Source organism: Clostridioides difficile ATCC 9689 = DSM 1296 (assembly GCF_001077535.1).
Taxonomy (GTDB): domain Bacteria; phylum Bacillota; class Clostridia; order Peptostreptococcales; family Peptostreptococcaceae; genus Clostridioides; species Clostridioides difficile.
This window is the reverse complement of the sequence record NZ_CP011968.1, coordinates 3,758,957-3,783,701: the sequence shown is the minus strand read 5'-3', so window position 1 is coordinate 3,783,701 and position 24,745 is coordinate 3,758,957. Positions and strand designations below refer to the sequence as shown.

Genomic DNA, 24,745 nt, shown 5'->3' with positions numbered 1-24,745 from the left:
GGGATTGCTGGTACTTCCCAAACCGCCAGAATAAGAAATCACAATCAATCAACTTATAAAATATAGAAAGAAACGAGGTAAAACAATATGGAAATGAAATATGTCGTGCCAGATATGGCACAGTCTTTTGGAACTCTTGAATTTGCAGGCGAAAGCGAGCCTATCTTTGAAAGAGATAAAAATAACCGCAGGGTTTTAGCCAGACGAAGCTATAACCTTTATTCTGACGTACAGAAAGGTGAAAATGTTGTGGTAGAAATTCCCGTGCAGGCTGGTGAAAAGCATTTCAAGTATGAGCAGAAAGTAAAACTTGTCAATCCGAAGTTATACGGCAGAGGTTACGCAATCGGAGATATGGGACATACCGATTATGTATTAGTTGCTGATGATATTGTGGCAGTTGAAGAAAAGTAAAGGAGTGAAGAATTTATGAGATTATCAAACGGTTTTGTCATTGACAAAGAGAAAACATTTGGAGAATTAAAATTTACAGCGGTGCGTGATGTGTTCTTGCAGAACGAGGACGGGACACCGAGTACTCAGCTTAAAAAGCGTATCTATGATTTGAAGTGCAGTCTGCATGGTGGAATTATCCCCGTGTCCGTACCGCCAGAAGTACCGTTAAGGGAATTTCCGTACAATGCAGTTGTGGAGCTTGTCAATCCAGTAGCCGATACGGTATCAAGAAAGACCTATACGGGTGCAGATGTGGACTGGTATGTAAAGGCAGAGGATATTGTGTTGAAGAATAAAGGCAATCAAAACGCAGGCAATCCCCAGAACCATACACCGCAGGGACAAACGAAAAAATAATTAGTTCATCAAATATATTTTGATTGCCTCTGCAATTAAGAAATCGTATAATATTTTTAATGTGATTTTTTAATTAAGGGGCATAGATGCATGAGTGAAAAGTTATTAGATTTATTAAAGATATTTCTTGAAAAGTATTTAGTACCGACAGTTATTGCAATAGTTTTTTCTTTTATAGCTTATTACGTTACACCTACGGATAATAAGTTATTGGTAAAATTCACTATTTGGGGGTATGCTGTTTTCCTATTCTGCGTATGGTTTCTAATCATCGAATTAGTAATATGGTTGGTACAGAAAATACAGTATCATAATTATTCAAAAGGTGTGGAACAACGTAACAAACAGAGACAAGCAGAAGAATGGCAACAGAGTTTAGAATTTCTTTGGACAGATGTGGATAACTTATCTTCAAGTGATTATAAATTATTGCTTAGATTTATTAAGAATGAAAATCAACCATATTGCAGTTCTGGTACACCTATGGGACACTGTTTATTGAATTCGGATTGGGTTCATAAAACAGTATCTAAGCCAGCAAAAAGAGTGTTGATAAAATCGAACCAAAGGACTTCATCAAAAGCAATTCCTATTCCGGTGTATGAAACAATCTCAGAAACATACCAGTATATTCTTAGAGAAGATATTTATCAAATGCTTAAATATTCATACGAAAAATACGGAAAGATTTCACATTTCAAATAAATCGTAACTAGCAGTTAGTCTTAGGATTGACTGCTTTTTTCGTACCCAGAAAGGAGTGATTGATTTATGCGTAAGATTTGGAACAAAGGACACCGTATCAGAGCCAGCGACAAGCACCTTGTCTATCACTTTTCCATAGGGACGCTTCTGTTTGTATTCGTGGCGGTTCTCCTGCTACTGAATATCAAACAGCTCATGCGTACCGATTGGGAACATTTCAGCTTGTTGGAAAAAGGCTTGACGTTATCCCCTTACAACTTGATAACCATACTGATAGCGACTGGTGTTTGTGCATTGGTCGCTTTTCTGTATTATCGCTTCTGTTACGACAGTTTCAAGAAGCTCCTGCACCGTCAAAAGCTGGCAAGAATGATACTGGAAAATAAGTGGTATGAAGCCGATACCGTACAAGACAGCGGTTTTTTTACTGACCTGCAAAGCAGATCAAGGGAAAAAATCGTCTGGTTTCCAAAGATTTATTATCAAATGGAAAAGGGACTGCTTCATATCCGCTGTGAAATTACGCTGGGGAAATATCAAGACCAGCTTTTACGGTTAGAGGATAAATTGGAAAGTGGCTTGTATTGTGAGCTAACCGACAAAACACTGCATGACGGTTATATTGAATATACCCTGCTTTATGATATGATAGCAAACCGCATTACCATTGATGAAGTACGGGCAGAAAACGGCTGTCTTAGACTGATGAAAAATCTTATCTGGGAATATGACGCACTCCCTCACGCCCTGATTGCTGGTGGGACTGGTGGCGGTAAGACTTACTTTCTGCTGACGCTCATTGAAGCCTTACTGCATACCAACGCTGTCCTTTACATCTTAGACCCAAAGAACGCTGACCTTGCAGATTTGGGAACAGTCATGGGAAACGTGTACCACACCAAAGAAGAAATGATAGATTGCGTCAATTCCTTTTATGAGGGCATGGTACAACGAAGTGAGGAAATGAAGCAACACTCGAACTACAAGACAGGCGAAAACTACGCCTATCTGGGACTGCCACCCTGCTTTCTTATCTTTGATGAATATGTGGCTTTTTTTGAAATGCTGGGAACGAAAGAAAGCGTGAGCCTACTTAGCCAGTTAAAGAAAATCGTTATGCTGGGGCGACAAGCAGGTTATTTCCTTATCGTTGCCTGCCAGCGTCCAGACGCAAAGTATTTCTCGGACGGTATCAGAGATAACTTCAATTTCCGTGTAGGATTGGGGCGTATCAGCGAGTTAGGATATGGTATGCTGTTCGGTTCTGATGTGAAAAAGCAGTTTTTCCAGAAGCGTATCAAGGGTCGTGGCTATTGTGATGTAGGAACAAGCGTGATAAGCGAATTTTACACGCCCTTAGTCCCGAAAGGACATGATTTTTTGAAGACTATCGGTTCTCTTGCACAAGCAAGGCAGGACGGGACGGCGACGTGCGAAGCGAAAGGCGACGGCACGGACTAGCCGTTGCTGGTGTGGCGTAAGCCACGCCAGCAGGTAAAACCCCTCGGTATCTAACAGAGGGGTACGTTTGCAAATAGACAATAGACAAAAAACATAGGAAACATAAGGCTTCTGGCATGGTTTCCTAGCAAAAATCGGTTGTGAAGTCGCCCCTAAAAACTTCACACTTTACAGATTGGGGGTATGGTTCTGAATGAAGAACAATGGATAAAAGAATTACGGGAGAAACGGATTGCTTACGGTATCTCACAAGGCAGGCTGGCGGTGGCTTCTGGTATAACAAGGGAATATCTCAATAAGATAGAAAGCGGAAAAATGAAGCCGTCAAAGGAACTTCTGGAAACTCTGCATAAGGAACTGGCAAGGTTCAATCCAGAAGCACCGCTTACCATGTTGTTTGATTATGTAAAAATTCGTTTTCCCACGCTGGATATACAGCACATCATCAAAGATATATTAAAACTGAATATCAACTATATGCTCCATGAAGATTACGGACATTACAGCTATACGGAGCATTACTCTTTAGGGGACATCTTTATCTATACGTCGGCTGACGAAGAAAAAGGTGTCCTTTTAGAGTTAAAGGGGCGTGGTTGCAGGCAGTTTGAAAGTTACCTGTTGGCACAGCAAAGAAGCTGGTATGACTTCCTCATGGACGCACTCGTAGACGGTGGCGTGATGAAGCGTATCGACCTTGCTATCAACGACCATACGGGCATTTTGGATATTCCAGAGCTTGCGGAAAAATGCAGGAAACGGGAATATATCGGAAAGTCCAGAAGTTATAAGTTTTACCAGTCGGGCGAGCTTATCAAGCACAGAGAGGACGACAGAGAATATATGGGACGCACTCTTTATCTTGGTTCGCTGAAATCAGATGTATATTTCTGTATCTATGAAAAGGACTATGAGCAGTACGTCAAGTTGGGTACACCGCTTAATGAAGCCGACATTATCAACCGTTTTGAGATACGGCTTAGAAATGAGCGTGCCTATTATGCAGTACGAGATTTGCTGACCTATTATGACGCAGAACAGACCGCCTTTTCTATCATCAACCAGTATGTGCGGTTTGTTGATGAAGAACCAGACAAGCGAAAAAATGACTGGAAACTCAATGACCGCTGGGCTTGGTTTATCGGCGATAACAGACAGAGCTTGAAGCTGACGACAAAGCCAGAGCCTTACACCTTAGACCGTACATTGCGGTGGGTACAAAGGCAGGTAGCACCTACCTTGAAAATGCTGAAAAAGATTGATAAGGGAAACGGGACTGACTATATGGAAACGATTGAAAAGCAGGCAACTTTGAGTGAAAAGCATGAAATGATAATCAAACAGCAGACGACCCCTGCAAAAGATTTGGTGGAAAGTTAGGAGTGATAAAAAATGTGGGAATTAGTAAAAGACTTCCTGCTGGTATCTATGGGAATGGGTATCGGCGTAGTCTTGATGTGTATTTTGAGTATCGGCAAAGAAGCTGACTATGAAATGAAACAATTAGAAGAAAGCGAGGACAATTAAATGAATTTCGGACAAAATTTGTATCAATGGTTTTTATCAAATGCACAGAGCTTAGTGCTTATGGCGATTGTGGTTATCGGTATCTACTTAGGGTTCAAGCGTGAGTTTTCAAAACTTATTGGCTTCTTGGTAGTTGCCCTTATTGCTGTCGGCTTAGTATTCAACGCTGGCGGTGTGAAAGATGTACTGTTAGAGCTGTTCAATAAGATTATTGGTGCATAATGATTTTTATTGTAGAGCCTATATATGAATGGTATAATCTGAGTATGAAAACAATAAACTAAGGTTTATTGGATAAGGAGGGATATTATGAAATTGTGTATTGTATTATCTCCATACAAGGCTTAATGGAATAGACTTGCATGGAGTGAAATGTTATCCAGAGAGCCTTGCATTTTACTGAATTTCAAAATGTAAAGGAGAATGGACATGGAATATAAATATACAAAAATTGATTTAGAAAAATGGAATAGAGGTAAATTGTTTCAAAGTTACATTGATGATATGCGTATCGTTATGAGCTTAACCGTAGATATTGATGTAACAAATCTAATTGAATTTTCAAAAAGCCATGATTTGAAATTTTATCCAGCTATGATATGGGTTGTTTCAAAGGTCGTTAATGAACATGATGAGTTTAAATATAGTTGGGACAATAAAGGTAATTTAATTAAATGGGACTATATTTCCCCGTCCTATGCTGAATTTCATAAAGAAGATGAGAATTTCACAAAAATGGTTACAGATTTTTCTGATAGCATATTTGAATTTCATGAACGATTTATGTTAGATAGAGAGAAACATAAAATGGAACGTGCATTCGTAGCAAATCAACCTTTGAACTTTTTTGATGTATCTTGTTTGCCATGGGTAAAATACAATCATTTTGATGTTCATGTTTTTGACGAAGGGAAATTTCTTGCACCAGTTATTACTTGGGGTAAATACGAATTAGAGCGAGAAAGATATATAATGCCTCTTACAATGAATATACATCATGCCGTTGCAGATGGTTTTCATTTATCCAGATTTTTTAATGAAGTACAAGAATTGATAAACTCAATTTCATAATCTAATACCAGATATACACAAAGCAGTTAGTCTTAGGATTGACTGCTTTTTTCTTGCCAAAATTTCAGATTGGAGTGATGAAATGAACGATATTTTTAAGGATATGCAGGCAAAAGTCGGCTGTGAATACATTTCCGACCTGCCCTCTTACAAGCGTAAAGTGTGGCATGAAATGAAACGACTGAACCCTGCCGATTATGAAGAAAAACAGTTAGAAGATTTTTCAAAGTATGTGTTTGGTATGTCGTACCAGACCATAAAAGATGTGAGGAAACAACAGAAAGGACGTGAGGAACAATGCAGGAAACAAGGGTGCTGGTGGAAACGAGAGGAACAACTGGCGAAGAAACAATATCATACTGGTTTGACCTGCCGATAGATGTTGCCGAGTTTGAAGAAAAATTAGGTGTCGGTGCAGAAAGTGGGGATTACCGCATTATCGAAAAGGTACTGCCTTATGCTGATGAAGTCCACGAACACACCAGCGTGTATCAGCTCAACGAATTAGATTTTATGTACCGCCAGCTTTCAAGTGATATGCAGGAAGAATATGTATCACTACTTACCGTGTATGAGAATTTAGAAGCACTTTATATTTGCAGGAACGTGATTACCGTTTATCCCGACTGCAAAAGCATGATTGATGTTGCAAGGCAAAAGCTGATGAACGACCCGACATTCAAACATTTATCCGAGGACTGTCAAGAATACTATTTTGACTTTGAAGCCTATGCTTCTCACTTGCAGGAACACGGAAAATTTTTAGTAACGGAACACGGTATCTTTGAACTGCCAGAGTAGGAAATGAGGTGGTGCTTATGATTGATGATATGGCGGTTTATATTGCTAATCTTGGCAGATACAATGAGGGATATTTAGTCGGTGCGTGGTTCACTTTCCCTATTGACGAGGAAGATGTAAAAGAAAAAATCGGCTTGAATGAACAGTACGAAGAATACGCTGTCCATGATACCGACAACTTTCCTATCGACATAGGGGAATATGTTTCCATTGAAGAACTCAATGAAATGTATGAAATGATAGAGGAACTTCCCGACTATATCGTAGAGTGTCTGGACGAATTTATCAGCCACTATGGGACGCTGGAAGAAGTCGTGGAACATAAGGACGATATTTATTTTTATCCCGATTGTGAAACCATGACAGATGTTGCCTACTACTACATAGACGAATTGAACGCACTTGGGGACATTCCAGCTAACTTACAGAACTATATTGACTATGAAGCCTACGGGCGAGATTTGGATATGGGTGGTCGATTCATTGAAACAAGCCGAGGTATCTGTGAGATACCATATTAACGCTGGAAGATCAGCAACAAGCATTGTTGCTACTGACAGCGTATTTCTCTTTAAGGGACAGTCTGAAAATGGCTGTCCTTTTCTCTTTGAAGAACTTACGAAAGGGGCTGAAAGAACTTGAAAAAGATTAAAAGCTACACGGGTATCTGGAACGTGGAAAAAGTCTTATATGCAATCAATGACTTTAACTTACCCTTTCCCGTTACCTTTACACAGATTACATGGTTTGTGATTACGGAATTTATCATCATTCTGTTTGGGGATATGCCCCCACTTTCCATGATTGAGGGAGCATTTCTCAAATACTTCGGTATTCCCGTTGCTCTCACTTGGTTTATGTCGCAGAAAACCTTTGACGGAAAGAAGCCGTACAGCTTTTTGAAATCACAGATAACCTATGCCTTGCGACCTAAAATCACTTATGCAGGAAAAGCCGTAAAACTGCATAAGCAGATATTGAATGAAACAATCACGGCAGTAAGGAGTGTGAACTATGTTCCCGATAAAATATATTGACAATAACCTTGTCTGGAACAAGGACAATGAGGTGTTCGCCTACTATGAGCTGATACCGTACAACTATTCTTTTCTATCCGCAGAGCAGAAATTTATCGTGCATGACAGTTTTCGACAGCTAATCGCACAGTCCCGTGAGGGAAAAATTCATGCGTTGCAGATTGCCACAGAAAGCTCCATTAGAAGTATGCAGGAGCAGTCAAAGAAACTGGTAACAGGCAAACTTCGTGAGGTGGCAGTCCAAAAAATAGACGAACAGACCGAAGCGTTAGTATCAATGATTGGGGACAATCAAGTGGACTACCGCTTTTTTCTTGGCTTTAAGCTCATGGTTACGGAAGAACAGCTCAATCTGAAGAACATCAAAAAATCGGCATGGCTGACGTTCAAGGAATTTCTTCATGAAGTGAACCACACGCTGATGAATGATTTTGTTTCCATGCCGAATGATGAAATCAACCGTTACATGAAAATGGAAAAGTTACTGGAAAATAAAATCTCCCGTCGCTTTAAGGTGCGTCGCTTGGAAATCCATGATTTTGGGTATCTCATGGAACATCTTTACGGCAGGGACGGTATCGCCTATGAAGATTATGAGTACCAGCTACCAAAGAAGAAATTGAAGAAAGAAACGCTGATAAAATACTACGACCTTATCCGTCCGACAAGGTGTGTGATTGAGGAAAGCCAGCGGTATTTACGATTGGAACATGAGGACAAGGAAAGCTATGTGTCCTATTTTACCGTCAATGTAATTGTCGGGGAGTTGGATTTTCCGTCCTCTGAAATCTTCTATTTCCAGCAACAGCAATTCACATTCCCCGTTGATACTTCTATGAATGTAGAAATCGTGGAGAACCGTAAGGCATTAACGACAGTCCGCAACAAGAAAAAGGAATTGAAAGATTTGGATAATCACGCCTATCAAGCAGGAAGTGAAACCAGCTCAAATGTGGTGGACGCTTTAGACAGCGTGGACGAGCTGGAAACCGATTTAGACCAGAGCAAAGAAAGTATGTATAAGTTAAGCTACGTCATACGGGTGTCTGCACCCGATCTTGACGAGCTGAAACGCCGTTGTGATGAAGTCAAGGACTTTTACGACGACCTCAATGTAAAACTGGTGCGTCCTGCTGGCGATATGTTGGGACTTCATTCTGAATTTTTACCTGCCAGCAAGCGATATATCAATGACTATGTGCAGTATGTAAAGTCAGACTTCTTGGCTGGGCTTGGTTTTGGTGCGACCCAGCAGTTAGGGGAAAACACGGGTATCTATATGGGCTATTCCGTTGATACGGGAAGAAATGTGTACCTGCAACCGTCTTTAGCTTCGCAGGGAGTAAAAGGCACAGTTACTAATGCCCTTGCTTCTGCTTTTGTGGGAAGTCTTGGCGGTGGAAAGTCATTCTGCAACAATCTACTTGTATATTATGCGGTGCTGTTTGGCGGTCAAGCACTTCTGTTAGACCCTAAAAGTGAGCGTGGCAACTGGAAAGAAACGCTCCCAGAGATAGCCCATGAAATCAATATCGTAAACCTTACCAGCGACAAGGACAATGCAGGACTTCTTGACCCATTTGTGATTATGAAGAATGTGAAAGACGCTGAAAGTCTGGCAATCGACATCTTAACATTCCTTACGGGTATTTCCTCTAGGGACGGCGAAAAATTCCCCGTGTTACGAAAAGCGGTGCGTTCTGTTACCCAGAGTGAAAATAGAGGACTGTTACACGTTATTGAGGAATTGAGAAAAGAAGATACCGCTATCTCACGCAATATCGCAGACCATATCGACAGCTTCACGGACTACGACTTTGCACACCTGCTGTTTTCAGACGGGACGGTAGAAAATGCTATAAGCCTTGATAACCAGCTCAATATCATTCAAGTAGCAGACCTTGTACTGCCAGATAAAGATACCACTTTTGAGGAATACACGACCATTGAATTATTGTCGGTGTCTATGCTGATTGTGATTAGTACCTTTGCCCTTGATTTTATCCATTCGGACAGAAGCATTTTTAAGATTGTAGATTTGGACGAAGCGTGGGCGTTCTTAAATGTGGCACAAGGCGAAACCCTATCAAATAAGCTGGTTCGTGCTGGACGAGCTATGCAGGCAGGCGTTTATTTCGTTACCCAGTCTGCCTATGACGTGTCAAAGGAAAGTCTGAAAAACAATATCGGTTTGAAGTTTGCATTTCGTTCTACTGACATCAACGAGATAAAGCAGACCTTAGAATTTTTCGGTATCGACAAGGACGACGAAAACAACCAGAAACGCTTGCGTGATTTGGAGAACGGACAATGTTTATTGCAGGACTTATACGGGCGTGTCGGTGTGGTGCAGATACACCCAGTCTTTGAAGAATTACTACACGCCTTTGATACTAGACCGCCCGTACAGAGAAATGAGGTGGAGTGATGAAAGAAAGGATACAGAGTGCGTTCACAAAAAGGAAGATACTTCACTTTCTCAAAATGGCTCTGTTCGTGGTGGCACTTTCCCTTATCCTGCTTTCACTTCTGGGGACGGTGGCTCATGCGACGGGGCTTGTGGACGATACCATAAACGCAGAAAATCTATATTCAAAATATCCGCTTTCCAACTACCAGCTTGATTTTTTCGTCGATAATAGCTGGTCGTGGCTTCCGTGGAACTGGCTGGACGGTATCGGAAAATCGGTACAGTACGGGCTTTACTGCATTACCAACTTTGTCTGGACGATAAGCCTTTATTTAAGCAATGCAACTGGCTATGTGGTGCAGGAAGCCTATAAACTTGATTTTATTAACGATATGGCAGACAGTATCGGAAAAAGCATACAGACCCTTGCAGGCGTTACCGAGAACGGCTTTTCTTCTACGGGCTTCTATGTTGGTTTCCTGCTTCTTATTATCTTAGTGGTGGGAATGTATGTTGCCTATACGGGACTGATAAAACGGGAAACCAGCAAGGCACTTCACGCTGTTATCAACTTTGTGGTGGTGTTCGTGTTGTCCGCTTCGTTTATTGCCTACGCTCCCGACTACATCAAGAAGATAAATGAATTTTCATCAGACATCAGTACCGCTTCGCTTGATTTGGGAACAAAAATCATGCTCCCCAACTCTGACAGCGAGGGCAAGGACAGCGTAGACTTGATACGGGACAGCCTATTTTCTATTCAAGTACAACAGCCGTGGCTACTCTTACAGTTTGGAAACAGCAACGCAGAGGAAATCGGGACAGACCGTGTCGAAGCTCTCGTATCGGCAAGTCCAGAGGACGAGGACGGAAAGACCAGAGAAGAAGTCGTGAAAACAGAAATCGAGGACAACGACAACAACAATCTGACGATACCGCAGGTGGTAAACCGTTTAGGTATGGTGTTCTTCCTCTTGTTCTTTAATCTTGGTATTACGATATTTGTATTCTTGCTTACGGGTATGATGTTGTTCAGCCAGATACTTTTTATTATCTTCGCTATGTTTTTACCTATCAGCTTTCTACTTTCCATGATACCGAGCTATGAAAGCATGGCAAAGCAGGCAATCGTGAGGGTATTTAATACCATAATGACACGGGCAGGAATAACGCTCATTATAACGGTTGCGTTTAGCATTTCCAGTATGTTTTATAACATATCCACGGACTATCCGTTTTTCATGGTGGCGTTCTTGCAGATAGTATGTTTCGCTGGTATCTATATGAAGCTGGGCGACTTAATGAGTATGTTTTCTCTCAACGCTGGCGACAGTCAAAGCATGGGACGCAGGATATTCCGCAGACCGTATCTGTTCATGCGACATCGGGCTAGGCGTATGGAACACCGTATTGCAAGGGCTGTAAGTGCTGGCGGTATTTCGGGCGGTGTGGCTGGTGCGGTAGCTGGAAGTGCCGTTGCTGGCAAGAGATCCGAAAGAAAAAATACGGCTTCTAAAGAAAATCGGGGCAATACCACTTCCAGTATGGGACAGCGTGCAGGCTCAAAGGTGGGTGCTGTCTTAGATACGAAAAATAAAGTGAAAGACAAGGCAAACGCTGTCAAAGAGAATATCAAGGATATGCCCACACAGACCGCTTATGCGGTGTATTCCGCAAAGGAAAAGGCAAAGTCCAGCGTGTCTGATTTCAAGCGTGGTATGGTGCAGGAACAGCAGTCCAGACAGACGGGACGCTTGGAAAAGCAGGAACAGCATAAGAAAAGTATCGCTGTCAAGCGTATGGAGCTTCAAAAGGCACAAGAAGCAAGGCAGGCACAGCGAAAGGCTGACGGATCAGCGACAACGGGAGCTACCCGTCCCCATGAGCGACCAGCCACAGCTTCAACCGTTTCAAAGACGGGTGCGGAAAAAATGCAGGAAGTCAAACGCCCTGCCACAACTCCGACTACGAAAGCAAGCGAACCAGTTAAGACAAGCGGTGTCAAAGAACGTCCGCTATCTTCTAGTACTCCTGACGGGAAAGCGACCCAATCGACATATAGGCAGAATGTAGAAAAAGTTACCGTGTCAAAGGAAACACGCCAGAATTACACCAAAGACCGTAGGACAAAGGTTCAGCAGACCCAGACTGTCCAGAAGAACCAGCAGACCACAGAGAAAATCCGTAATCTTGTAACGAAGAAAGGACAGAAGAAAAAATGAAACTGAAACATATCGCTATCATTGGAAGTCTGTTTCCTATTCTCTTTTCTCTGGTGCTTTTCTTTGGGGTGCTGATTAGTGCGGACAGCGACGACGAAAACAGCAACTTTTCTTCTGGCATTACGGGTATGAACTTATCCGCAGAAGTTTTGAAACATCAGCCTATGGTAGAAAAATACGCCAGAGAAAACGGTATCTCCGAGTACGTCAATGTACTACTGGCTATCATTCAAGTAGAAAGTGGCGGTACGGCAGAAGATGTTATGCAGAGTTCAGAAAGTCTTGGTTTACCGCCTAGTTCCTTAGATACGGAAAGCTCAATCAAGCAGGGGTGTAAGTATTTTGCGTCCCTGCTTTCTTCCTGCAAAAATCAAGATATCGACGATTTGAATGTAGCGATACAGTCCTATAACTATGGCGGTGGCTATGTGGGCTATGTGGCAGGAAACGGAAAGAAACACACTTTTAATCTTGCAGAGAGCTTCGCCCGTGAGAAATCGGGTGGAAAGAAAGTAACCTATACCAACCCGATAGCCGTTGCGAAGAACGGAGGCTGGCGGTATGGCTATGGAGATATGTTCTATGTGGAATTAGTCAATCAGTATTTAACTGTTCCGCAGGTATCGGGAGAGCTGGCACAAAAGGTAATGAATGAAGCGTTGAAATATCAAGGGTGGAAATATGTGTTTGGTGGTTCTTCTCCAACCACTTCCTTTGACTGTTCGGGACTGACGCAATGGTGCTATGGAAAAGCTGGTATCTCCTTACCGAGAACGGCACAAGCCCAGTATGACGCTACCCAACATCTTCCACTCTCGCAGGCAAAGGCTGGCGATTTGGTATTTTTCCATTCCACCTATAACGCTGGTTCGTATGTAACCCACGTCGGTATCTATGTGGGAAATAATCAGATGTACCATGCAGGCGACCCGATAGGATATACAGACCTAAGTAGTAGTTACTGGCAACAGCACTTAATCGGTGCAGGACGAGTAAAACAATAGAAAGGACTTGAAAAATATGTTTAAGAAGAATAAGAAACAGACAGAAAATGTCAAAGAAAAAAAGGTACGTACTGTCAAGGTAGGCACACATAAGAAAACCGTGATTGCATTGTGGGTGGTGCTTATTGCAAGCGTGAGCTTTGGAGTATATAAGAATTTTACCGCTATTGACCAGCACACGACCCATGAAAAAGAAGTGATTGAGCTTCGCTTGCAGGACACCAACGGGATAGAAAATTTCGTGAAGAATTTTGCAAAGTCCTATTACACATGGAGTAACAGCAAAGAAGCGATTGACGCAAGGACGCAGGCAATCAGCGGTTATCTGACAAAGGAATTGCAGGACTTGAATATGGATACCATTAGAACGGATATACCGACCAGCTCTGCCATTACAGATGTGATTGTATGGAGCATTGAACAGTCTGGAACGGACACTTTTTCCGCTACCTACGAAGTAGATCAGCAGATAAAAGAGGGGGAACAGACAACAGCGGTTAAGGCAACCTATACCGTAAAAGTTCATGTGGACGCTGGCGGGAATATGGTAATTATTCAGAACCCTACCCTTGCACCAGCAATCGAGAAATCAGACTATGAACCAAAGACACCAGAAGCAGACGCAAGTGTAGACGCGGATACCATAAATGACGCTACTGCATTTCTGGAAACTTTCTTTAAGCTATACCCAACAGCCACAGAAAAGGAGCTTGCTTACTATGTGTCTGGAAATGTGCTTGAGTCTATCGGCAGGGACTACCTCTATTCTGAATTGGTAAACCCTATCTTTACGGTTGATGGGGACAATGTGAAAGTCAAGGTTGCCGTGAAATTCATTGATAATCAGACAAAGGCAACACAGGTATCGCAGTTTGAATTAGTGCTACATAAGGAGAGCAATTGGAAGATTATAGGATAATTATTGAAAGCGTGCATTTCTTTAGGAATTTGCACGCTTTTGTTAAGAGCATTATTCTTTATATTTATGAAAGACATCTTAAACAAAGTATTAATGGCTTCGCAAAATTTTTTTCTTAATATATTTGGATTAGAAAAAGCGCATCTTAATTGTAGACTTACTATACATATGAATTATGCCAGTCAACGTATTTAAAATTTATGTTGTTTTATTTTGTTGTAAATCGCAAGAATAGATAAGAGTAATCAATGGTGAAGGGGAATTATTAAAAATACTATTGGTTTCTTCTGTCCCGTTCCAATTTGCGCATTGTATTTTTTCATAAATTACAGAGTGGTCAATTATGTAGTTCAGATATTCCATACAAACTAATTGTATTGTTTTTACACTCGGTTTCCATACTGCCACTTTTGTCATTCTATCACTCATAATACAAATATTATTATGAGCAACTTTTCTAAGTAGTTCATTTAAATTTGATACATGGTCAAGGTGAAAATCAAGAAGAAGTTTGTCAGCACTCATATGTGTCAAGGGGAAATGCCTATTTATGTGCGAGAGCGCTATGAGAAAATGCTTGCCGTATCCATCCGTGCTCCAAATTTAGAAGGAATGGTTGAAAACTTTGATAAGGATTTATCTCGCCCTAACGAGACGGATTTGATCGAGCTGAAAAATGCCATATCAAAGTAAATTGCAAGAAAAAAGCAAGAATATAAATATAGCATTTTCAGAACACTGTGTTAAAATATTATTACTTATACTTATAAAGGAGGGGATGTTTCGTGTCAAAAGCAACACTATTTGATAGTCGTATCAAAAAATACGCATACTGTAGAACATCAGAAATTTATCGAGACATTGGCTCATCTCCGGATGGTTTATCCATTGAGCAAATCGGTTCAATGCGGGAGAAATACGGAGCGAACAGCTTCAATGGGCGGAAAAATGATACGACGATGCAACGGTTGAGACGGGCATTTATTAACCCGTTTCATGTGATTCTTTTTGTTCTGGGCATTGTTTCTCTTGTTACGGATGTTTTCGTAGCATCCAATTTTGCGAGAAATGCTACTACCGCCATTATCATCTTTTCCATGATCGTAATTAGTGGCGTAATTCGTCTGATTCAGGAGCTGCGAGCAAAGAGCGCTGCTGCTCAGCTTGATCGCCTAGTTCATGAAAGCGTCACAGTGAGGCGTGATGGAAAGTTAATAGAGATTCCTGGCGAAGAATTAGTGGTAGGGGATATTGTACTATTCTCTGCAGGTGATCGTGTTCCGGCGGATATCAGATTGACGAAGATTACGGATCTCTTTATCTCTCAGGCTGCGATTACTGGCGAGAGCGCCATCATTGAAAAGAGCTGCCGAAAACTCAGTTACGGAGAGCAGGATACACTGACTCAGCTTGAAAACCTCGCTTTTATGGCAACCACAGTCATCAGTGGAAAAGGGGAAGGCATTGTACTGGCAGTAGGCAAAGATACCCTGTATGGAGGATTTACCAAACCGGATTCTGATGATAAAAATTCCTTTAAAAAAGGAGCCGATTCCATCGCCTGGGTGATGATACGTTTTATGGCGATATTAGTTCCCATTGTATTTATATTACTGGGGATTACTGATGGAAAATGGATGGAATCTTTTGCTTTCGCCCTGTCAGTTGCTGTAGGTCTGATGCCGGAAATGCTTCCTATGGTTATTACAGCCTGCCTTGCCAAAGGAAGTCTTGCTATGAGCAAAAAGCAGACCATTATCAAGGATATTAATGCCATGCAGAGCTTTGGTAGCATGGATGTGCTTTGTATGGATAAAACAGGAACACTTACCAATGAAAGCATCCTGCTGGAATATTATATGGATATTTTTGGAAATGAAAATGCAGAGGTTCTTGATCTTGCTTATCTGAATAGCTGCTATCATTCTGGTGTCTGCAATACCATTGATAATGCCATTCTTGCCTGCAATACCATGCCAGGGCGGGAAGCCCATTACGCAAATCTTCTGACAAAATTCCAAAAAGCTGATGAAATTCCCTTTGACTATGCTCGTAAGTTTGTCAGTACACTTGTACAGGATAGCAATGGGAATAGTCAGCTTATTATGAAAGGTGATATTGAACATATATTCTCACGCTGCAACCATGTAGAATATCGTGGAAAACTTCTCCCCATGGGGCAGGATGCGAGACAGAGTGTATCTTCTGTAGTAGGTGAAATGTTACAGGACGGAATGAAGGTCATTGCGGTGGCACGAAAAAATGTGGGAGCGCAAAAGAAAATAACTCCTGATGACGAATGGGGCATGACTCTAGTTGGCTATCTATCCTTCTTTGATGCACCAAAGCAGACAGCAAAGGAGTCTGTAACTGCACTCAAAAGATTAAAAGTTATCCCTAAGATTCTGACAGGGGACCAGGCAGCGATTGCTGTGTCTGTTTGCCGCCGGGTGGGTATTTATACAGAGCGTATCTTAACTGGTACTCAACTGGATGAAATGACAGACTGTGAACTTAAAAAGGCTGTGGAACATACTCATGTTTTTGCAGAGCTTACTCCGGGACATAAGGTGCGTCTTGTCTCTGCTATGCAGGATAATGGTCATTCCGTGGGATTTCTTGGTGATGGAGTCAACGACATTCCGGCACTGAATGAAGCAAATGTGGGAATCTCTGTAGATACGGCAGTGGACGCAGCAAAAGATGCTGCCGATGTGGTTTTGCTGCAAAAGGACTTGAATGTTTTGGAGCAAGGTGTAATGGAGGGGCGAAAAACTTTTACCAATATGCTGAAATATATTAAAATCACCGCTAGCTCTAACTTTGGAAATATTTTTTCCATCATTTGTGCCAGTGCCTTTTTACCGTTCCTGCCTATGACTTCAATTCAGATTCTGCTTTTGAATCTGCTGTATGATACGTTGTGTATTGTGCTTCCTTGGGACAATGTAGATGAGGAAGAGATGCTGTCCCCAAGAGACTGGTCCGGCAAAACACTGAGACAGTTTATGCTGTCTTTCGGACCGATCAGTTCTCTGTTTGATATTGTCACCTTCCTATTTTTGTATTATTTCCTATGTCCGATGCTATGTGGAGGGGCAACCTATCTGCAGCTTACAGATCCTTCCCTGCAACTTCAGTATGTAGCACTGTTTCAGACTGGATGGTTTTTGGAATCTATGTGGACACAGGTTTTGATTTTACATTTTCTGCGAACTTCCAAGATTCCTTTTTTCCAGAGCAGGGCATCTGCACCGGTCATTTCTATAACTCTAGTGGGGATTATTGCTTTTACTTCCCTTACATTTGTCGGCGGTGCGTCGTTGTTTGGACTGACGAAATTACCTCTTTGGTATTTCGTATTTTTACTGCTGGTGGTATCTCTCTATATGCTGCTGAATTCAGTAGCCAAATATTTTTATAAGAAAAAATATCAAGAGTTGATTTAAGAGGAGGCATTCATGATGAAAAAGAATATTAGTTATATTCCGATGGATTCGGCTCTTGAAATCTGGCTATTAGAAAAACTACTAAGAGATCCACCGGACAGTGATTGTGCGAAGGATTTACTTTCTGGTATTCAGGAGATGATTCGTGGAGAGGTATCTTCGTTATTGTTAGGAGCATCAGAAGAAAGCGATTGGCCAGTGGGTACTCTGTCAGATAGAATCCTGGCAGGGGATCTGGAAATTTATCCAAGAGGCAGAAAAGTACTGATAAAAGGTTCTGAAGTCAACCTGACTCCAAAGGAATTTGATATTTTGTACTTTCTTGTCCAGAACAAAGGTGAAGTTTTTACAAAGGAACAGATTTATCGTGCCGTATGGGAGGAAGATTATATTCTGGATAACAGCAACATTATGGCTTTTATCCGGAAGTTGCGAAAAAAGATTGAACCTGCTCCGGATTGTCCCACATATATTTTGACCATCTGGGGTATTGGATACAAATTTAATGATCAGATATGACAAAGACGGACTAAGACCATTTTCGGTTTCAGTCCGTCTATTTTCTTACCAAATCGCAAGAAAATCGCAAGACTTTAGCCATAGGATTGTATTTGGATTTTTTATATACTGTTAGTAGTTAAAGGGAGGTGTTTCATATGTTTTACACAGATTTTATTTTGAGAATTGCCCTCTCCTTAACACTTGGATTTCTTATTGGATTAGAACGGCAATTGACTGGTCATCCTGCAGGTATTCGTATCAATGTGTTAATCTGCATGGGTACAAGTTTCTTTACCTTGTTTCCTATGCTCTACGGTTCGGATCAGGTATTCCGTGTCGGAAGCAGTATTATATCCGGTGTTGGTTTTTTATGCAGTGGTGTTATTTTCAAGGACAGAGGGACAGTACGTGGAATGAATACCGCTGCCACCTTATGGTGTACTGCAGCGATTGGAATTCTTGCAAGTACGGGAATGTATGCAATGGCGATCACCGCCGCTACTATTTTAATTGGTTCCAACCTGATTCTACGTCCCTTTGCAAGAAAGTTTCACCCAATTACTTCCAGTGATGAATCTGAAAAGCAGTATCGTATTTCGGTTACATGTCAGGAAAAGGCAGAGCAGGATATACGCTTATTGCTGATTAACAGCAATTCCTGTAAGACGCTCTTTTTGAACAATCTGGAAAGCGGTGATGTGGTTGGTGACAAGGTTGAGATTGTCGCAGAATACTGTTCTGTCGGAAAATCCAAAAACAATATTTTAGAAGGAATCGTTGGGCAGGTATTGGTAATTCCGGAAGTGATTAGTGCTGGTTGGGAGGTGTTGTGAGTGAGGAGAGAAATCGAAGATTTGAAACGAGCAATTCTTTTTGCTTTCTACCCTGTATTTACAATCTTATGTAGCTATTTGGGTTGGAATTTCTTTGAACAAAGAATGGTAATCTTTAAGATATGGTATCAGGTGAGTATTGTGATCTGGTTTATTCTTGCTGTTACTATTATTGTGCTCTTCATTAAACTTCTGAAGCTGACAAAACTAAGAAACAGGTTTAAGCATTGAAAGGAGGAACAAACGATGGATTTTACATGTATCTTTTTTGGAATTTTATTTACTCTTGCAGGCTTTTGGTTGGCCTTTGGAAAAGGATATCGTCATCTTTCCCTGTGGAAAAATATGCCGCAGGAGGAGAAAGATAAAATTAATATTGTCCCGCTTTGTCGTAATGTTGGAGAAATGATTGCGTTAAATGGGATTATATTCTTAATGAAAGGATTTTTGCCGGGATTTTCAAACCACTGGTTTGTATTTGCAATAATCGCATGGCTGATTGTTGCCGGCTTTGATGTCTGGTATATCGAAAAAAGTGTCCGCTATCGCAACCAATAATCCACATTGAGGTTTCACATAGATATTTTTTTAAGATTGTGAGGTGAAAGACATGGACTCTGATGTCAGTCCACGAAGGCAGAGAATATTATATGAGAATTTGGAGATTCCGTGTCGCTCATATAATATTCCTTGCCCCTATGAAAATTCAAGGAGGTAAGACCAATGAACAAAAAAGAAAATCGTATGGCTATTCGTCAGACTGTAGAAAAAGCAGTCATCCGTGACGAACAGAACCGCCGCATTCAATTTGCGGCAACCAATCCTATTAAAGAAGTTTTAAAAAAACTTCATACCACACTTCGTGGCTTAGAAGTAGATGAAGTATCCGTAAGTCGTGCTAAATATGGTACCAATAAAGTCACTCATGAAAAAAAGAAATCTCTGGCAAAACGACTGGTTGGCGCATTTATCAATCCATTTACCGCCATTTTATTTTGTCTGGCTTTAGTATCCACAATTACAGATATGATTTTTCCGTATTTTTCTCTGTTTGGCAGTGTGCCAGAGGACTTTGATTCCCTGACTGTTGTAATCATTTTAACAATGGTATTCATTTCCGGTACGCTTCGTTTTGTACAGGAATCCAGAAGCGGAAATGCAGCAGAGAAATTGTTAGCCATGATTACGACCACTTGTACAGTTACTCGTAGAAACTATGAAAAAAAAGAACTTCCTATGGATGATTTGGTGGTGGGAGATATTGTGCATCTTTCTGCTGGAGATATGATTCCGGCGGATGTTCGTATTTTGGATGCGAAGGATTTGTTTGTCAGTCAGGCAAGTCTTACTGGTGAGAGTGAACCTATTGAAAAAACACCCAATGTAAGTGCTCAGAAAGAAAGCGTGACTGATTACACAAACATTGCTTTTATGGGGAGTAATGTAATTTCTGGTAGCGCAACAGCTGTTGTTGTTTGTGTTGGCGATCATACTCTGTTTGGCTCTATGGCGTCCGCAGTTGCTGGAGAAGCGGTTGAAACAAGCTTTACCAAGGGTGTCAATGCCGTTTCTTGGGTATTGATTCGTTTTATGCTCATTATGGTTCCGCTGGTGTTCTTTGTCAATGGTATCACCAAGGGCGATTGGTTGGCGGCCTTCTTATTCGGCGTTTCTATTGCTGTTGGTTTGACACCAGAAATGTTGCCGATGATTGTAACAACCTGTCTTGCGAAAGGCGCTGTTTCCATGAGCAAGAAGCAGACAATCGTTAAAAACCTCAATTCCATTCAGAACTTCGGTGCTATTGATATTCTCTGTACTGACAAGACTGGCACGCTGACCCAGGATAAGGTTGTGCTGGAATACCATCTGAATGTAAATGGCGAGGACGATACGCGAGTACTGCGTCACGCTTACCTCAATAGTTACTTCCAGACTGGCTATAAAAACCTGATGGATTTGGCAATTATCCATAAGACGGAGGAAGAGGAAGCCGCAGATTCGCGTCTCATTGACCTGTCTGAAAACTATGTGAAAGTAGATGAGATTCCTTTTGACTTCACACGTCGTCGTCTGACTACAGTGGTACAGGATAATAAGGGTAAGACCCAGATGGTAACAAAAGGTGCTGTGGAAGAAATGCTCTCTATTTGTGCGTTTGCAGAGTGTAATGGAGGAGTGCAGCCTCTGACTGATGACGTTCGTTACAGAATTCTGGAGACAGTGGACAATCTTAACGATAAGGGATTCCGCGTACTAGCTATTGCACAGAAGAGTAATCCTTCCCCAATCGGCGCATTTGGTGTTAAAGATGAGTGTGATATGGTACTGATTGGATATCTGGCATTCCTTGATCCTCCAAAAGAATCTACTGCGGATGCTATTAAAGCTCTGAAAGACCATGGTGTTATAACCAAAATTTTGACAGGTGACAACGACAAAGTGACTCGAACTATCTGCAAGCAGGTGGGATTAGAGGTTCGCAATATGCTTCTCGGTTCTGATTTGGAACAAATGGGCGATGCAGAGCTTGCAAGAGTGGCAGAGTCTACAGATGTATTTGCAAAGCTAACCCCTGATCAGAAAGCCCGTGTGGTTTCTGTTCTCCGTGAAAATGGTCATACGGTCGGTTTCATGGGTGACGGTATTAATGATGCTGCAGCTATGAAAGCCGCCGATATTGGTATTTCGGTGGATACCGCCGTGGACGTGGCAAAAGAATCTGCTGACATTATTCTATTGGAAAAAGATCTGATGGTTTTGGAACAGGGTATTATTGAGGGACGAAAGACATATGCCAACATGATCAAGTACATTAAAATGACTGCTTCATCCAACTTCGGCAATATGTTCTCAGTGCTTGCTGCATCTGCTTTGCTACCTTTCTTACCAATGATGAGTGTTCATCTTATATTTCTAAACTTAATTTATGATTTATCCTGTACTGCAATTCCTTGGGATAATGTGGATGAGGAGTTTATTACCAAACCTCGTAAATGGGACGCTTCCAGTGTTGGAAGTTTTATGATCTGGATTGGACCAACCAGTTCTATCTTTGATTTTACAACCTATATTTTTATGTACTTTGTATTTTGTCCATTGTTCGTATCGAATGGTGTATTATTTAATGATTTGCCTGCTCATTTCAGCGGTGCAGAACTGGCAATGCTTCAGGCACAGTATATCGGGATGTTCCAAGCAGGGTGGTTCGTGGAATCTATGTGGAGCCAGACATTAGTCATTCACATGATTCGTACTCCAAAGCTACCTTTTGTTCAGAGTCGTGCATCAGCTCCGGTGACTTTGCTAACAATGACTGGAATTATAGTTCTGACCATTATTCCGTTTACTGTGTTTGGAACTATGCTTGGATTTGTTGCATTGCCTGCAGCATACTTTGCTTATCTGATTCCATGTATTCTGCTGTATATGACTTTGGCAACAAGTTTAAAAAAAGCCTATGTCCGTCATTTCGGAGAACTGCTTTAAGGAGGTGGAATGATGAACTGGAAAGAACTTTGGATGACCCTTTTTGGAACTACCGAATGGCTTGGTCTTAATATCGGCTTTTGGGTGGCTATGGCAGTTGTGTTGCTGATTGTTATTGTAATGAATGTAGTATTTTGGTCCATGAAACCAAAAAAAGACACAAAAGAGTCTTATAAATAAGATATCAGTATGAATGAATCAAGGGAGATGCACAGTTTTTTATTGTGGAATCTCCCTATCATATCAAGGCGCATTCAATTGTGGCAATTTAGTAGTAAAGTATGTGTTTTTTTATCATTGAATTACCTATAAATGCTGTATATAAGTGGATAATTGTAATTTCGATATAAAAATTATGGTACTTAAAAGAAATTTCGTTTTTTATTGTTTGTTTACGCGTCTATAACGAAATCGTGAAATAATATTCAAAGGTAGATTTTATTATGGAATGTATGTCTGTAGAAGAAGCTTCGATAAAATGAGGAGATATCTGAAAGAAGGATAAAAAAATTATGTAATGGAAACAGAATCCCAAATCTATTGTAACAACAATGACAGGTAATGAATGGTTACGTAGATTGATAATTCCTATTCAAATTATTATCTATCTTATATTGAGTGGTGTTTTGTAATTACATTTTTATACAAAAAGAATATGTTGAACGCACAATGATAAATATTTTGTATTCCCCAACTAATAGAATAAAGTTTTTGCTTGGAAAGTATGTTATATAGGCATTATGGTTTGTAATGATCACGTTGACAGATTATACCGCTATATATGAAGTCAAAGAACTTAAATCATTTACAAGTGAGATAATCTATCTAAGTCTAAAAAACTGGATTTCTCAATCTATTGTCAATGAGTCCATTACTTATTATTTGTGTTTTGCAAAGAAATGTTTTCTACTCTAGTTTACTTTTTAGTTACTAAATATCGGGAATTGGTTTTGTTGGACTATATTGATCTGAAAGTATACAAAATATTATTCCGTGGTCTGCTGTAACCCCTATAAGTTTATTAGATGCACAAGGATTGCTACCTTATATTTCAATTCTACTTTGTTATTTTGCAAGACTGATTATAAATACATACTGCTTTAGAGGGTTTAGTTTAGTTCTTTTTGAACTTTTGAATAAGACGACGGTTATATAGCCGCCGTTTTATTTTTGCCTAACGTTGGACAAATTACTGGATGGTCTTGTTTTATCGGCTCTAGGGGTAGCCGTATGAAACACTTACATATTCAACAACTTTCGACCATCGGTAGTTCATTAAAAAAACATTTAAATTCTACGGAACATAATGCTCCTATATGTGGTTTTTTACAGCATATAACAGGAATAATTTGTTTAGCACAAGATCAGTACGTCTGTATTGCCCTTGTGCTTTTTTACTGCATAAAACTTTTTCAAAAAATTTTTGCGGTTGGGTATCAAATCCCACCTTTCATGGTGAGTGTTAGTGCGAAAAGAGGTAGAAGTCTTTTCGCTTTAGCAACTTTCGCTGGAAAGGGGGTGAGATTATGAAACCATCTTCTTTCGAGGGCGCTATCAGACTTCAATTTGATTGTCTAGCTCGCAAGGTTGTAGGACGAACTGTAAAGAACTATGACCGAGAGCTTGGCAGACGTGCAAGACGTGAAACGCCGTTCTGTGATTTATCTGAAATGGAGTTAAACCAGATCGGTGCCATGGACGAATATTGCGTTGAGTTTACGTCATTTGATGTATTTGGTTCAGAAGTCCATATCTATGATGAACGCTTATGTGAAGCTATCAAAGAATTAACAGAAAGCCGACGTAACATTCTGCTTATGTCCTACTTTCTTGAAATGACCGACGCTGAAATTGCAGAGGTTATGGAAATGGAACGATTTTCCGTATGTAGAAACAGGCTGCACACATTAAAGCTTATTAAGGATATGTACGAGGAGGAATAAAAACATGATGAAGTCTACAAAAAAGTGTCCATCATTCTCGACCATCAGTTCTGCAGCTGACGGTAACGAGGTGGCAATTGAAAAGATTTTGAACCATTATGACGCTTACATATCAAAAGCCAGCCTACGCCCGTTCTATGACGAACACGGGAATATGTATATCGTGCTTGATATGGAACTGAAAGGCAGGATACGGGCAGCGTTGATTAAAGTAATCTTAGGGTTTGAAGTCAAAGTGAAGTAAATATAACAGAGAGTATCTACCACCTCATTTTAACTCTTTTCCGTTCTTTGACAAGTGAATACAGTAATCAGATACGTTTGATATACGACGAGCCAGCGGACTGGAACGCCACGACCACTGAAATGGGGAAAGCAGCGAGCGATTATGCCAGTGAACCGCAAGCGATCTTTGGAAAGGTTGCTGCCATGACTCGTATATCTGAATAATGATACACCCGTATGACACGGTTCACCCATCAGAATGGGAATGGTGAAAGTCCAGTGGAGCTGCCGAAGCCGTCTGATTACTTCCATAAATAAAAAAGCAAGGAGGGTTT

26 protein-coding genes are annotated in these 24,745 nt (G+C 40.9%); 25 read left to right on the top strand and 1 reads right to left on the bottom strand.

The genetic code is table 11. The features are described from left to right. The first annotated feature begins 87 nt into the window (after window positions 1-87). The 16 genes from CDIF1296T_RS17560 (at window position 88) to CDIF1296T_RS17485 (ending at window position 13,970) form a co-directional block, all read left to right on the top strand. Window positions 88-414 carry a YdcP family protein gene (locus tag CDIF1296T_RS17560; RefSeq protein WP_018112593.1) on the top strand — a complete coding sequence of 109 codons (327 nt, stop codon included), beginning with the start codon at window positions 88-90 and terminating at the stop codon, window positions 412-414. Between the two features lie 15 nt (window positions 415-429). Continuing rightward, the gene (locus CDIF1296T_RS17555; protein ID WP_009894241.1) at window positions 430-813 is read left to right on the top strand and encodes a YdcP family protein; all 384 of its coding nucleotides are present in this window, start codon (window positions 430-432) and stop codon (window positions 811-813) included. Window positions 814-903: 90 nt separating this feature from the next. After that, window positions 904-1,518 (top strand): hypothetical protein, encoded by a 615-nt coding sequence (locus CDIF1296T_RS17550; RefSeq protein WP_009894244.1) that lies wholly within the window; start codon window positions 904-906, stop codon window positions 1,516-1,518. Window positions 1,519-1,584: 66 nt separating this feature from the next. Continuing rightward, entirely contained in the window at window positions 1,585-2,979 is a 1,395-nt protein-coding gene (locus CDIF1296T_RS17545) for an FtsK/SpoIIIE domain-containing protein (protein WP_025985749.1), read from the top strand. Window positions 2,980-3,162: 183 nt separating this feature from the next. Next, window positions 3,163-4,359 (top strand): MobT family relaxase, encoded by a 1,197-nt coding sequence (gene mobT, locus CDIF1296T_RS17540; RefSeq protein WP_009898629.1) that lies wholly within the window; start codon window positions 3,163-3,165, stop codon window positions 4,357-4,359. Window positions 4,360-4,371: 12 nt separating this feature from the next. Beyond that, complete coding sequence (locus tag CDIF1296T_RS17535) at window positions 4,372-4,506, top strand: DUF3789 domain-containing protein (RefSeq protein ID WP_009898627.1); 135 nt, start codon at window positions 4,372-4,374, stop codon at window positions 4,504-4,506. After that, window positions 4,507-4,728, top strand: a complete 222-nt coding sequence (locus CDIF1296T_RS17530; protein WP_002323342.1) for a hypothetical protein — start codon at window positions 4,507-4,509, stop codon at window positions 4,726-4,728. It begins immediately after the preceding gene. Between the two features lie 207 nt (window positions 4,729-4,935). After that, window positions 4,936-5,577, top strand: coding sequence for a CatA-like O-acetyltransferase (locus CDIF1296T_RS17525; protein WP_009898626.1), 642 nt, complete (start codon window positions 4,936-4,938; stop codon window positions 5,575-5,577). An 82-nt stretch (window positions 5,578-5,659) separates the two neighbouring features. After that, the gene (locus tag CDIF1296T_RS17520) at window positions 5,660-5,956 is read left to right on the top strand and encodes a hypothetical protein (RefSeq protein ID WP_022621648.1); all 297 of its coding nucleotides are present in this window, start codon (window positions 5,660-5,662) and stop codon (window positions 5,954-5,956) included. Beyond that, entirely contained in the window at window positions 5,875-6,378 is a 504-nt protein-coding gene (locus tag CDIF1296T_RS17515; RefSeq protein WP_009898624.1) for an antirestriction protein ArdA, read from the top strand. The genes CDIF1296T_RS17520 and CDIF1296T_RS17515 overlap by 82 nt, the downstream gene beginning before the upstream one ends. Window positions 6,379-6,395: 17 nt before the next feature. Beyond that, the gene (locus CDIF1296T_RS17510; RefSeq protein ID WP_009898623.1) at window positions 6,396-6,899 is read left to right on the top strand and encodes an antirestriction protein ArdA; all 504 of its coding nucleotides are present in this window, start codon (window positions 6,396-6,398) and stop codon (window positions 6,897-6,899) included. Window positions 6,900-7,016: 117 nt separating this feature from the next. Then, window positions 7,017-7,415 carry a conjugal transfer protein gene (locus CDIF1296T_RS17505; RefSeq protein ID WP_008393094.1) on the top strand — a complete coding sequence of 133 codons (399 nt, stop codon included), beginning with the start codon at window positions 7,017-7,019 and terminating at the stop codon, window positions 7,413-7,415. Next, on the top strand, window positions 7,393-9,843 hold the full coding sequence (gene tcpF / locus CDIF1296T_RS17500) for a conjugal transfer ATPase TcpF (protein ID WP_009898619.1): 2,451 nt from the start codon (window positions 7,393-7,395) through the stop codon (window positions 9,841-9,843). The genes CDIF1296T_RS17505 and tcpF overlap by 23 nt, the downstream gene beginning before the upstream one ends. After that, window positions 9,843-12,047: a CD3337/EF1877 family mobilome membrane protein gene (locus tag CDIF1296T_RS17495; protein WP_018112596.1), complete on the top strand. Its 2,205-nt coding sequence runs from the start codon at window positions 9,843-9,845 to the stop codon at window positions 12,045-12,047. Before tcpF ends, CDIF1296T_RS17495 begins: the two co-directional genes overlap by 1 nt. Continuing rightward, entirely contained in the window at window positions 12,044-13,051 is a 1,008-nt protein-coding gene (locus CDIF1296T_RS17490) for a C40 family peptidase (protein ID WP_018112597.1), read from the top strand. Before CDIF1296T_RS17495 ends, CDIF1296T_RS17490 begins: the two co-directional genes overlap by 4 nt. Before the next feature lie 16 nt (window positions 13,052-13,067). Next, complete coding sequence (locus CDIF1296T_RS17485) at window positions 13,068-13,970, top strand: conjugal transfer protein (protein ID WP_018112598.1); 903 nt, start codon at window positions 13,068-13,070, stop codon at window positions 13,968-13,970. A gap of 198 nt (window positions 13,971-14,168) precedes the next feature. On the opposite strand, the gene CDIF1296T_RS17480 is transcribed toward CDIF1296T_RS17485, so the two are convergent. Next, window positions 14,169-14,495, bottom strand: coding sequence for a hypothetical protein (locus CDIF1296T_RS17480; RefSeq protein ID WP_225722732.1), 327 nt, complete (start codon window positions 14,493-14,495; stop codon window positions 14,169-14,171). Here CDIF1296T_RS17480 and CDIF1296T_RS20120 point away from each other — a divergent pair. The 9 genes from CDIF1296T_RS20120 to CDIF1296T_RS17425 all read left to right on the top strand — a co-directional run bounded on the left by CDIF1296T_RS20120 (window position 14,454) and on the right by CDIF1296T_RS17425 (window position 24,429). After that, window positions 14,454-14,663 (top strand): flavodoxin family protein, encoded by a 210-nt coding sequence (locus CDIF1296T_RS20120; protein WP_032509301.1) that lies wholly within the window; start codon window positions 14,454-14,456, stop codon window positions 14,661-14,663. The genes CDIF1296T_RS17480 and CDIF1296T_RS20120 overlap by 42 nt on opposite strands. Window positions 14,664-14,755: 92 nt before the next feature. Further along, window positions 14,756-17,419: a magnesium-translocating P-type ATPase gene (gene mgtA, locus CDIF1296T_RS17470; RefSeq protein WP_016729346.1), complete on the top strand. Its 2,664-nt coding sequence runs from the start codon at window positions 14,756-14,758 to the stop codon at window positions 17,417-17,419. 15 nt (window positions 17,420-17,434) lie between these two features. Beyond that, a complete protein-coding gene (locus tag CDIF1296T_RS17465; protein ID WP_009898610.1) occupies window positions 17,435-17,938 on the top strand; it encodes a winged helix-turn-helix domain-containing protein in 504 nt (167 codons plus the stop codon). A 137-nt stretch (window positions 17,939-18,075) separates the two neighbouring features. Continuing rightward, entirely contained in the window at window positions 18,076-18,753 is a 678-nt protein-coding gene (locus tag CDIF1296T_RS17460; protein WP_009898609.1) for an MgtC/SapB family protein, read from the top strand. Between the two features lie 246 nt (window positions 18,754-18,999). Beyond that, on the top strand, window positions 19,000-19,311 hold the full coding sequence (locus tag CDIF1296T_RS17450) for a DUF3784 domain-containing protein (RefSeq protein WP_009898605.1): 312 nt from the start codon (window positions 19,000-19,002) through the stop codon (window positions 19,309-19,311). A 165-nt stretch (window positions 19,312-19,476) separates the two neighbouring features. Further along, window positions 19,477-22,242, top strand: coding sequence for a magnesium-translocating P-type ATPase (mgtA, locus tag CDIF1296T_RS17445; protein WP_009898603.1), 2,766 nt, complete (start codon window positions 19,477-19,479; stop codon window positions 22,240-22,242). Window positions 22,243-22,254: 12 nt separating this feature from the next. Beyond that, entirely contained in the window at window positions 22,255-22,422 is a 168-nt protein-coding gene (locus CDIF1296T_RS17440; protein ID WP_009898601.1) for a hypothetical protein, read from the top strand. Between the two features lie 1,346 nt (window positions 22,423-23,768). Next, window positions 23,769-24,185, top strand: coding sequence for an RNA polymerase sigma factor (locus tag CDIF1296T_RS17430; RefSeq protein ID WP_016729348.1), 417 nt, complete (start codon window positions 23,769-23,771; stop codon window positions 24,183-24,185). Window positions 24,186-24,189: 4 nt separating this feature from the next. After that, the gene (locus CDIF1296T_RS17425) at window positions 24,190-24,429 is read left to right on the top strand and encodes a helix-turn-helix domain-containing protein (protein ID WP_009898596.1); all 240 of its coding nucleotides are present in this window, start codon (window positions 24,190-24,192) and stop codon (window positions 24,427-24,429) included. The last annotated feature ends 316 nt before the right edge of the window (window positions 24,430-24,745 follow it).